This window comes from Candidatus Binatia bacterium (assembly GCA_029248525.1).
Lineage (GTDB): Bacteria > Desulfobacterota > Binatia > UBA12015 > UBA12015 > UBA12015.
The window spans coordinates 108734-120053 of record JAQWJE010000033.1; the positions used below are offsets into that span (position 1 = coordinate 108734).

Genomic DNA, 11320 nt, shown 5'->3' on the forward strand with positions numbered 1-11320 from the left:
GAGGGCGGCGATGAAGGTCATTTGCGATTCTCGCAAAAACCCGGCGAAATGGCGTCCCGGGTCCGATGCTGGCGCCCGGAGTGGCAGGATCATGCGAGAATCGGACCGATCAGAAAAGATCCCCCCCTACAGGCAGCGGATCCCGGATCAAATCCGGAACCTCAAGGCACAGGTTCCCTCCGTTACCGACTTCTGGTGCGGCCGCGCCCTCGGGGACCGCTTTGCGGAAACCGTCCAATCCCGAACGGACGCCACCATGTTGATCGAGGAATCACGGCACTTCAGCTTCCTCGATATCCAAAAAGAGACCATGCAACTCGCCGCCGGGATGGCCGCCGAAGGCGTCGTTTCCGGTGATGCCATTGCCTACCAACTACCCAACTGGCGCGAAGCCGTGGTTGTGTTTCTGGCAACAGCGCACCTCGGCGCCCACGTGATTCCTCTCGTGCCGACGCTCGGGATTCGCGAATTGCGCGGCATCTTTCGAGAAACCTCACCCAGGCTGATTTTCGTAAACGGCAAGAGCCCTCAGGCTCGCAGGATGCGGGAGGAATTTGCGGAAACCGCAACGCGCGCCATTGCCGTTCGATCCGGCCCGGACAGCTCGCAAGACTACGAGAGCCTGCTGCAGCGAGGGCGCCCTCCCGTTCACGAGATCGATCCGCTGACAGCTGCCGCCATCATCTACACTTCCGGCTCGACCGCCGCCCCCAAGGGCGCTCTTCACCTCCACGAAACTCTCGGCGCCGAAATCGACAGCTTGCGCGAAGCTCACGCCCTGAACCCGAACGACCGCGTCTTGATGCCATCTCCTCTCGGTCATATCTCGGGGGTCATCCACGGGATTCTGACGCCAGCCCTGCTCGGGACGAGCGCAGTGCTGCAACCGCAATGGGATGCCGGAGCCGCACTCGAGGCGATCGACCAGCACCAAGTGAGCTATATGATCGGAGCACCTGTTTTCCTGCAGGAAATGCTGGCTCGCCCCGAGATCGAGCGATACGACCTTCGAACGCTCCGACTTTTTTCCTGTGGTGGCGCGCCGGTTGCCCGCTCCCTGCTGGAGGAAGCTCGACGAAAGCTCCCGCACCTGATCGCCAAACGCGTTTACGGCTCCTCGGAGTTTCCCACCATTTCCACCACCGGCGCCGGCGATGCGGGGCGCAGGGGGCAGGATTCCGAGGGCAAACCCCTGCGCGGCGTGACGATCCGCATTACGGACAGCCAAGGCAAGGACCTGCCTGCAGGAAACGAAGGTGAAGTCCGCGCGCGCGGCCCGGAATGTTTTCTCGGCTATACGGATGCGACTCTGGACGAGGCGGCTTTCGATGATCAGGGCTTCTTCCGAACCGGGGATCTGGGCATCCGCGACGCCGAGGGCTACCTCCGCATCTCCGGACGTCTCAAGGAGATCATCGTGCGCAAGGGCGAAAACATCTCGGCTCGCGAGATCGAAGAGCAAATCATCGCCTCCTGCCCGGAATTTCGGGAAGTCGCCGTCGTAGCCCTCCCCGACCCCGAACGTGGAGAAATTGCCTGCGCGTGTGGGCGTTATGTCGCCGGGGCACCGAGGTTGAGCCTGCCGCGGCTGAGCGAACGTCTGGGGCAAGCGGGGCTCTCGACCCGAAAACTTCCCGAAAGGCTTGAGGTTTTGGAAGATTTCCCGAGATTGCCGAGTGGCAAGGTCGACAAACGTCGTCTCGCCCGGAGCCTGCAAGATTCTGTGCCTGCCCCACTGGCAGGCCGACGGCTGCGTGGTTAGGTCTGCTTCATGTCCTTTCGTGACATTCCCTCATCCGAAGTCGATCGGCCTTACGATTGTTTCACCCACACCGCGGTCACCACCGCGGAGCTCGTTGGTTATGCGCGTTCTCTCGGAGTCGATGACCCTAATTATATCGACCCGGACGCGGCGAAGGCCGGACCTCATGGTGGCCTGATCGCCTTTCCAACCTTCGTTGTGAAACTACGCGGCGAGCACCACCTGCCCCCGGTCGTCGTCGCCGAAATGAATACCGCGACCTTCGATGGCGGCAAGGACATCGAACTGGGAGTCGCGGTGCGACCCGGAGATGAGATCACGACCACTTCTCGTATCACTCGCATGTTCGAGAAAACCGGGCGCAGTGGTTCGATGTTTTTTGTGACCTTCCGCAACCATCTGGTCAACCAGCGCGGCGAAATGGTCGCACTCATCGATTGCCGAAGCCTGCAGAAACTTCCCCTGCCGGAAAGCGAGGCCTGAGATGAACTACGACGAACTTCGGGAGGGTGATGAACTTCCCGTCGAAGCTCTGGCCCTTCCGTCGGATTTCGTGCGGGCGCACGCGGCGGAACTCGGCATGGAGGCTGGACGCTTCAGCTCACGCGAAGAGGCACTCGCCGAGGGCTTGCCCGATCAAATTCTTCCCGGGGTCATGTCCATGGGCCTGCTCGCCCGGCTGCTCCTCCGGAGCTGTCCCGGCGCCCGTGTCACCCGGATCGGCACCACCTTCCGAGGACTCGTCGTCGCCGAACAAAAAGCCAGTCTGCACGCGATGATCACCGAAAAGAACGAGCCGGAAACAACTTGCGAAGTTGATTTATGGCTGCAGACCGAGTCAGGCGAAAGAAACGTCGTCGGTACCGCAACTCTCGACTTTCGCTCCCTGGCCTGACGGCCGGAGAAGGAGAAACAGACGCCATGCACGTCCCGCTTCTGGTCAATGAATTCCTGCAACGCGCCGCTCGTCTCTACGGAGACAAGGAGGCGATTGTCGATGGTGATATCCGGCTGACCTACGCCGAATTTCAGGCGCGCGCCAACCAGCTCTCGCATGCACTCACGCGGCTCGGCATTCGCAAGGGGGATCGAGTCTGCGTGCTCAGCCCCAACTCCCATTTTTTCCTCGAGAGCTTTTACGCCACCAGCCAGATCGGTGCGGTGCTGGTGCCCCTGAACTATCGGCTCGTCGCCGAAGATCACGAATATATCCTCAACCATGCAGGCGTTCGGGCGGTCCTTGTGGATCGCGAATACACGGACGTGGTGGACAGCATCCGCGGGCAACTCAAGAAAGTCGAGCATTGGATCAGCGCCTCCCAGCCCTTCCACGAGCCCGCCGGCGACGGGTGGGTCGACTGGGACAACCTGATCGAAGCGGAGCCAACCACACTCCCGGAAGCGCCCGAACTCTCGGAAGAGGATCTGGTTTCGATCAACTATACTTCGGGCACGACCGCGCGGCCCAAAGGCGTGATGCTCACGCACCGCAATCTTTATCTGAACGCCTATAATCTCATCGCACATATGCGCATCGACCATCACGACGTGGAGCTCTGGACGCTGCCGATGTTCCACTGCAATGGATGGGGCGGCGTCTACGCGATGACCGGCATGGGCGGAAAACATATTGTGCTGCGTGCGGTCGATGGCGGAGAAATCTGGCGCCTGATCGCCGCGGAATCGGTCACATTTGCATGCATGGCACCAGCCGTTCTGCGCACCACACTCGACTACCCCGAGCGTGCGAAACACGAGGTCCGCACCAAGCCTCGCTTCGTCGTGGCCGGCGCACCCCCTCCTTCCGCTTTCATCGAGCAACTGGAGACCGAACTCGGTTGGGAATTCCTGCAGATCTATGGCCTGACCGAGACAGCACCCCTGCTGACCATCTCCAAACCGGACCACCACACCGAGCAAAAAGATTGGCCCCGTCGCGCACGAGCCGGCGTGCAGGGCCTTGGCGTCGAGATGGTTCTGCTCGATGATCATGGCACCGAAGTGCCCCAGGACGGCACCAGCGTCGGGGAAGTCTGCGCCCGCTCCAATGTCGTTTTTGCGGGATACTGGGAGCAACCCGAGGAAACGGCCAAGGCGATCCGAAACGGATTCTTCCACACCGGGGACCTCGGGGTTTGGGACGAGACCCGAAGTATTCATATCGTCGACCGCAAAAAGGACGTCATCATCTCGGGCGGCGAGAACATCAGCTCGCCCGAGATCGAAGACGTTCTCTTCCAGCACGAAGCCATCGAGGAGTGCGCCGTAATCGGCGTCCCACACCCCAAATGGGGGGAAACCCCCAAGGCATTGGTCGTTCTGCGGGCCGGCCAGACCCTTTCGGCCCCGGAGATCCTCGAGTTCTGCCGCAGCCGCCTCGCACATTTCAAATGCCCCACCGAGGTCGAATTTCTCGAATCTCTGCCCCGCACAGCCACCGGGAAATTACAGAAGTATCGCCTCCGCGAGCAGCACTGGGGGGACAAACGACGGGTGAACTGACGCTCTGAGGGCATTTTCCGACCAGAAGTTGCCGAAGTCAGCCAAACTGCCGCCCCTTCTGCCTTGAACCGGCGACAGCCCCGGCGTAGGTTCAAGAATGGTGGGCCCTGCAGGCTAGTTCCCCACTTGGAAGGTTTGGCTATGACCCAACTCGAGAGCGCGCTCAAAGGAATTGTTACCCCATCCATGCAACGCGTGGCCGAGCGAGAAAACCAGTCGCCGGATTTCATACGCCAGGAGGTCGCTCGAGGACGTTTGGTCATTCCGGCCAATATACGCCATCTCGCGGGTAGCGGTGGTGATGCGCCCACCGAGGCGATCGGCACCGTGCCGACCGTTGGCCGTCCGGTAACCGGCCATCCGGGCGCTCGGGCGGACGCCAAACTCTGGGTCAACCAGACCAGCGAGCAACGGCGTCAGGATCAGGAATCGAATACACGCCCCGCGGGAGAGAAGTCCCCCAATCGTCTGGACCCACTCGGCATCGGGCGCATGGTCACCACCAAGATCAACGCGAATATCGGAGCCTCACCTGTCTCCAGCAGCACCGATGAAGAAGTCGAGAAACTGCGCTGGGCGGAGCGGTTCGGCGCCGATACGCTGATGGATCTTTCGACCGGCGGCAACCTGGCCGACTGCCGTCAGGCGATCGTCGACCACAGTACGATCCCCATCGGGACCGTCCCGATTTACGGCATGATCATGGACCGCTCGATCGAGGAACTCGAATACGATCATATTTTGCGAGAAATCGAGTTCCAGGCCCAGCAAGGCGTGGACTACTTCACGATCCATGCCGGTGTCCTGCGCGACCACCTCTCCCTGGTCGGCAAGCGAACCACGGGCATCGTCTCGCGTGGCGGCTCCTTGTTGGCCAAATGGATGATCCATCGCGGTCGCGAAAACCCGATGTATGAACTCTTCGACGAGATCAGCGACATCATGCGGCAATACGACGTCACCTACTCGCTCGGCGACGGTCTCCGCCCAGGCTGCCTTGCGGACGCTTCCGATGCCGCACAACTGGCGGAATTGCAGACCCTCGGGGAACTCGTCCACCGGGCCAGAGACAAGGGCGTTCAGGTCATGGTCGAAGGGCCGGGACATGTGCCTATGGACCAGATCGGGTTCAATATGGAACTTCAGCAGAAGGTCTGCGACGACGCCCCCTTCTACGTTCTTGGTCCGCTGGTCACGGACGTCTTCCCCGGCTACGACCACATCACCAGCGCCATCGGCGCCACCGAAGCTGCCCGTCATGGCGCTGCCATGCTCTGCTATGTGACGCCCAAGGAACACGTCGGCTTGCCCAAGGAGCAGGACGTGAAAGATGGCTGCATCGCCTACAAGATCGCAGCGCATGCCGGTGATATTGCCCGCGGCGTCGACGGAGCGCGGCAATGGGACGACGATGTCTCCCGCGCTCGGGCCGCTCTCAACTGGCCGATGCAATTTGATCTGGCATTCGACGGGCCGACGGCTCGCGCACTCCATGATGAGGACCTCGAGGTCGACACCGATTTCTGTGCCATGTGCGGGCACGACTGGTGCAGCATGCGGATCTCAAAGGAAATTCAGGAGTTCGCGAGTGGCAAAGACGCCGGATTTCAACCCGAGCGTCGCGCTCAGCAAAGCCCCGGCGTGGATGCCAACGGACAGGAACTGCTCGAAAAGAGACGTACAAAGCTTCCGGTCGTCGAAGATCAGCACGCCTGTCACAGCGATGTAGCGCCGGGTGAGGAATCGGCCCGAGAGATCCAGTCTGAACTGAACGCGCCCGAGGCTTGATTTGGGACCTAGCCGGATCCTCGTCGCGCTCGCCATCGCGATCTCAGAACTGGCCATTCCCGGCGGCGCGAGCTCTGAAGCGGTAGATCCCGCACCCCGGGATACGCCCGCCGCGGTCAGCGAACAGATCCTCTGGGCCAGCCGGCAATTTCGGAAATTCGCGATCCCACTGAAGCTGCCCGGGCCCATCGCCACGAAACTGATGGCATGCGAGGGCGCCGCGAAGTCGCTCGATGCTTGCACAGTATCGCCGCTGGAGAATTGCGCTCTGGCCTTGGCCGAGGCCTTTACCGCCGCCGCCAGACTCCGCGACAGTGAGGCCCCCGCATCCGATCGGGCCAGCGGGGCGCGACTGGCCACCGAATGTGCCGAGGCAATGCACCTGCTGCACACTGCCGAAACCAGCTTCGCGCAAGGTCATTGCGAATCCCTGATCGACAAAGGCACGATTCCCGCCCGGGTCCGTCTTCTTGGGGACGGCCGCACACTTCGCCTGCAACCGATTCTTCCGCTGCGGATGGGCCGGCGCTATGCCCTTGAAGTCATCGGCGCGACGACCGAAGAAAAAATCGCGGCGAGCGGGGCCACCTTCCCTCGAGCGAACCGGGAAGAGATCGACCTCCCTCGCGGCACTTTTGCTCTCCCCCTGGTCCAGTCCTTGCCCAGCGGAGAATCGGCCCCCCTCGACAGGATTGCTGCGACCAATCTTTTGCGCCGCGTGGAGGAAACGATCCGCAGCAGCGATACGACCGCAGCCCCGACAGTGGCAGGGTTTCAGGTTCAATGGCCTCGCTCGATGGAAAGCTCGGATTTTCGCGAATTGCGCTTCCGCTTCACCCCGCAAAAAAAGTCGCAGCCCGAAGCGACGTTGCTGGAGTTTCCGACCCGCGACGACCGCCGTGCTCTGCAGAAAATACGGGAGAAACTCCGTGCACGAACGTGTGTGCCCGTTCAATTGGCGATGGTCGCCGATCAGGCCGAGCCAGGCCTGCCCGACGGCGAACTCTATCAGGGAACAATCCGCTCCCTCCGTGCCGACCCCCTGAACCCCGAGTTCACGCCGGCGCCCAAGGTGACCTTTCGCCTGGCATTGCCGAGAGGTTTCCATGCGGAAACACCTCTGGTTCTGATCGTCCATGGCCATGGCGGGAGCAGCGAACGGGCGCTGCGAAAGCATCGTGACGACCTGCTTGGTCGCGGCATGGCCGCCCTCGCGATCGACCTGCCCGACCACGGCCGCCGGGGCGGGAATGGCGATCGCTTCTTCGACCCGACCGACCCCGCCGGTCTCGCCAACCACCTGCGACAGTCCGCAATCGACGTCATTGCGGTTGTCGATGCGGTCCAGCGCTGCGGCTTTCGACAGCCGAATACCTGGGAGTGGAAACCGCGCGAAGTCCTCTACCTGGGATATTCTGTCGGCGCGATGGTCGGCCTGATCGCGCGGTCCGTCGAACCCGAGATCGGCACCACCGCGCTGCTGGCCGCCGGCGGCGATCTCCCTGGATGGATGATGTTGCATGCACCGCATCAATTCCACCCGAAGCTCCTCTCCTGCATCGGTGGTCCCGATAGCGGAGCGGACTGCCTCGGAGATACCGCAGCCTGCGAGCCTCCGGGCCTCTGTGGTGTCGACCCTTTCCGCTTCCAGCTGGGCGAGCAGTTCGCCCTGCCCTTTGCCTGGGCCGCAGCCGGTGGCGAACCACTTGCCTTTGCGATCCAACGAACCGGTCCCGCAAACTCTGCCGATGTTCTGATCTTCACGGGCGGCAACGACTATACCCTCCACCCGCTTCTGGCGACGCGATTGGGTGATGCACTCGGCTTGCGCATTGTCGGGCCCCATTTGCGCCGCGGGCCCGGTGGCTTGCGCGTACAGCGCCCCGAACTGGGCCACGACCTTCGAGAGGACCCGCTCGTCCGACAGGAAACCGCCAACTTCCTCTCCAGCCGGGGGCGGCAGCGTCCCTGGATTCCCTTTCCCTAACCATTGCAAGGATATCTCATGCCATCATCGCGAACCTCCCTTCTTTCCATTGGTCTCTTGATCCTCGGCCTGAGCGGCTGCGCTCAATCCACCGAGCGGCCGGTACTCTCGGGCGACACAACCGACAACGCTCTCTCGGGGATGACTTCCGCGCCTTCGGCCCATACCGTCCGGCACAATCAGGCCGTTGCCGAGTCGTTGCCACTGGATGATCCAAAAGACTTCGAGGACGCGCGCCGGGGAAAGATCGCCGGTGGGGATCAGGTGCGCGTCCTGAGCGAAGATGGTCGCGTACTCTGGGACACCGGCACCTATGATTTCATCGTCGGCGAAGCGCCGACCTCGGTCAATCCCAGCCTGTGGCGTCAGGAAAAACTGAATAACGAACATGGCCTCTTCGAAGTCGTCGAGGGCATCTACCAGGTCCGGGGTTACGACCTCGCCAATATGAGTGTGATCGACGGAGCCACCGGGTGGATTATCGTGGACCCACTGGGCAGCCGGGAGACCGCAAGCACCGCCATGGACCTGGTGCGCAAACACCTGGGGAATAAACCCGTGCGCGCCATCATCTACACGCACAGCCATATCGATCACTTCGGAGGCGTCGAGGGCGTCGCCACCACTGAAGAAGTCGCGGATCAAGGAATCCGAATCGTGGCACCAGCCGGGATCATGGAAGAGTCCGTGAGCGAATTGCTGCTCGCCGGGGCTGCCATGTCGCGACGAGCCTCCTTCATGTACGGCTTTGGCCTCGACCGGTCGCCCCGCGGCCATATCGGTTCCGGGTTGGGGAAAAGTCCGACCTCGGGGACCTGGACGATTATTCCACCGACCGACACCGTCGACAAAACCGGTCAGAGGCTTGTTCTTGATAACGTCGAGTTCATCTTTCAGTACACGCCGGAATCGGAGGCACCTGCCGAATTCCTCTTCTACCTGCCCGCGAAAAAAGTCCTCTTCGGGGCCGAGGTCGTTTCGCGCAACATGCATAATGTGTTGACCTTGCGTGGAGCCAAGGCGCGCGATGCCTTGAAGTGGAGCGGCTATATCGACGAAACGATCGATTTATTTCCCGAGGCGATCGTTCTGGTGAACAGCCACCACTGGCCGGTATGGGGGCAGCGCAACATTCACGAATATCTCGAGGGGCAACGTGATACCTACAAATTCCTCCACGACCAGAGCCTGAATCTGGCCAATCAGGGACTGACCCCCGACGAGATCAGCGAGACCATCCGCCTGCCCGATTCGCTGGCGAAGACCTTCGCCAATCGGGGCTACTACGGCACGACTTCGCATAATGCCCGCGCGGTCTACCAGCACTATTTCGGCTTCTATGACGGGAACCCCGTCAATCTGCATCCACACCCGCCCGTCGCGGAGGCCGAGCGCTATGTCGACGCCATGGGCGGTCCCGACCGCGTCCTCGAGATTGCCTCGAAAGCCTACGCCGAGGGCGACTACCGCTGGAGTGCCCGTATTCTTGGCCACCTCGTTTTCGCCGAACCTACGAACAGGAAGGCGCGCAACCTTCTCGCCAGCACCTTTGATCAGTTGGGCTATCAAGCGGAGTCCGGACCCTGGCGCGACATCTACCTGACGGGTGCTCTGGAATTGCGCGAGGATGGCCCGAGCGCGACAACATCGACGTCCAGTGCCAACGGCATCCTGCAGGCGATCCCGATCTCCGGGTTTCTTGACGCTCTGGCGGTCCGACTCAACGCCGATAAAACCGAGGGCAAGGAACTCATTTTCAATTTCACCTTCACCGACCTGGATGAAACTCACGTTGTCGAAATTCGGAATTCGGTCCTGAACCACCGGCAGGGCGAGCCCCACCCCGATGCGGATGCCACGATCATATTAACCCGCGCCTTTTGGCAGGACCTGCTCTCCGGTCAGGTGGGGCTTCAGGAATTGCTCTTTTCCGAGGGCTTCTCGATCGAAGGAAGTCGCCTTGCTCTGGGATCCTTTCTCACGAGCATCGATATGCAGGACCCCAACTTCAATATCGTAACCCCCTAGCAGGCCCGAGGGACCGAGATTCTACACGCCGGTTGCAAGCTGCCTCAGTCGAAATCGACGTCGCGATCGAGACCGATGGCCTTGCGCGCAATCCCGTAGGGATACCCGCGCGTGACCAACCGGCGCAACGCACGTTGCCGCTCGCGGGGGTCGTCGGGCATACCATCGGGGTATCGTCGCTCGAGCAGGGCGCGCGCGCGTTGCAAATCGCCCTCGCGCAGCTGATCGAGCGCCCCATCTGCATCCTCGCGTGCAATTCCTCGCTGGGCCAACGTTCGTGCCGCCCTCTGACTCCCCAGACGCCTTCGCTCGGCGTCCCGCGCCACGGATGCCGCGACCTCGACATCGTCCAGGTAACCGAGCTCTCGGATCCGCTCGACGGTCGCTGCCGCGACCTCGGGCTCATGTTCGCGATCCAGCAGCCACTGGAGCAATTCCGCCTCTCCTCGCGGGCGTCGCGACAAAGCCCTGCAGGCAGAGTTATAGGCCCGCTTTTCGGCTTCCTCGCGATCGCGCGGTGGCCGCTGCGGTTTGCGTCGTTTTCCCCACACGGCCTCCGGGTTTAGCAGGCTTGGCGGGCTGGAGAAATGGCTCCAGAAAAAAGGGCCGCCTCTGACGAGACGGCCCCTGATTCTGCTTGGCGCTCAGGGCGAGATCCGGGTTATGGATTCGCTCCCTCAAGAATCCACGCCGTAATCAGATTGATTTCATTCGTTTCGAGATAAGGCCCGCCCGGAGGCATCTGTGTGTAGATTTTGCCCCCAGCGTCGCTGGTCACAGCCGCCAGAAGAAAACTCGCTCCGGGGTTCCCGGGCACAACGTAAACCTCGCCAGGATTCTCGATCGACTCCACGTCCACCACGCTTGCAGCGCTCGAGGTAATCTGGAAATTCCCGGCAGCGCCATGACAGCCGGCACATGGTCCGTTGAGAATCGGCCAGACATCCTGCGTGTAGCTCAGCGGCTCCGGCGTGGGTTCCGGCGTCGGCTCCGGTGTCGGTTCCGGTGTCGGCTCCGGTGTCGGTGCCGGTGTCGGTGCCGGCGTCGGTGCCGGCGTCGGTGTCGGAGCCGGTGTCGGCGTCGGGCCACCGGTCTCGGAGAGCACAACGCCAAAGCCTTGCTTGCCCTGCTGCCATTCGATCACGGCATCATCGCCGGGCTCGGGGAAGTCCCGCAGCAGGTAGTCGCCCGAAAGGTCGCGTACAAAGGGCGCGCCGAGGGTCTGGACGCTGAAATTGCTCGACGCAAACTCG

General features: G+C 61.9%; 9 protein-coding genes. 7 read left to right on the forward strand and 2 right to left on the reverse strand.

Translation table 11 applies throughout. The annotated features are described in order from the left end of the window. The first annotated feature begins 91 nt into the window (after positions 1-91). The 7 genes from P8K07_06975 to P8K07_07005 all read left to right on the forward strand — a co-directional run bounded on the left by P8K07_06975 (position 92) and on the right by P8K07_07005 (position 10067). Entirely contained in the window at positions 92-1762 is a 1671-nt protein-coding gene (locus P8K07_06975) for an AMP-binding protein (protein MDG1958263.1), read from the forward strand. Between the two features lie 9 nt (positions 1763-1771). After that, positions 1772-2245: a MaoC family dehydratase N-terminal domain-containing protein gene (locus P8K07_06980; GenBank protein ID MDG1958264.1), complete on the forward strand. Its 474-nt coding sequence runs from the start codon at positions 1772-1774 to the stop codon at positions 2243-2245. Position 2246: 1 nt separating this feature from the next. Beyond that, on the forward strand, positions 2247-2657 hold the full coding sequence (locus tag P8K07_06985) for a hypothetical protein (GenBank protein ID MDG1958265.1): 411 nt from the start codon (positions 2247-2249) through the stop codon (positions 2655-2657). A gap of 26 nt (positions 2658-2683) precedes the next feature. Further along, positions 2684-4264 carry a long-chain-fatty-acid--CoA ligase gene (locus P8K07_06990; GenBank protein ID MDG1958266.1) on the forward strand — a complete coding sequence of 527 codons (1581 nt, stop codon included), beginning with the start codon at positions 2684-2686 and terminating at the stop codon, positions 4262-4264. Positions 4265-4405: 141 nt separating this feature from the next. After that, positions 4406-6052: a phosphomethylpyrimidine synthase ThiC gene (gene thiC, locus P8K07_06995; protein ID MDG1958267.1), complete on the forward strand. Its 1647-nt coding sequence runs from the start codon at positions 4406-4408 to the stop codon at positions 6050-6052. Position 6053: 1 nt separating this feature from the next. Continuing rightward, entirely contained in the window at positions 6054-8039 is a 1986-nt protein-coding gene (locus tag P8K07_07000) for a hypothetical protein (protein MDG1958268.1), read from the forward strand. Between the two features lie 18 nt (positions 8040-8057). Beyond that, entirely contained in the window at positions 8058-10067 is a 2010-nt protein-coding gene (locus tag P8K07_07005; GenBank protein ID MDG1958269.1) for an alkyl sulfatase dimerization domain-containing protein, read from the forward strand. Between the two features lie 44 nt (positions 10068-10111). Here the strand turns inward: P8K07_07005 and P8K07_07010 are convergent, their stop codons facing one another. Together P8K07_07010 and P8K07_07015 are read right to left on the reverse strand one after the other, a co-directional pair. After that, a complete protein-coding gene (locus P8K07_07010) occupies positions 10112-10501 on the reverse strand; it encodes a regulatory protein RecX (protein MDG1958270.1) in 390 nt (129 codons plus the stop codon). A 227-nt stretch (positions 10502-10728) separates the two neighbouring features. Next, a partial coding sequence (locus tag P8K07_07015) for a hypothetical protein (GenBank protein ID MDG1958271.1) occupies positions 10729-11320 on the reverse strand: 592 nt, incomplete at its 5' end.

Excerpts from the sequence above, each read along its gene's own strand:
- P8K07_06985 (MDG1958265.1), top strand. The coding sequence starts at position 2,247 with ATGAACTACGACGAACTTCGGGAGGGTGATGAACTTCCCGTCGAAGCT.
- P8K07_06980 (MDG1958264.1), top strand. The coding sequence starts at position 1,772 with ATGTCCTTTCGTGACATTCCCTCATCCGAAGTCGATCGGCCTTACGAT.
- P8K07_06990 (MDG1958266.1), top strand. The coding sequence starts at position 2,684 with ATGCACGTCCCGCTTCTGGTCAATGAATTCCTGCAACGCGCCGCTCGT.
- thiC (MDG1958267.1), top strand. The coding sequence starts at position 4,406 with ATGACCCAACTCGAGAGCGCGCTCAAAGGAATTGTTACCCCATCCATG.
- P8K07_06975 (MDG1958263.1), top strand. The coding sequence starts at position 92 with ATGCGAGAATCGGACCGATCAGAAAAGATCCCCCCCTACAGGCAGCGG.
- P8K07_07005 (MDG1958269.1), top strand. The coding sequence starts at position 8,058 with ATGCCATCATCGCGAACCTCCCTTCTTTCCATTGGTCTCTTGATCCTC.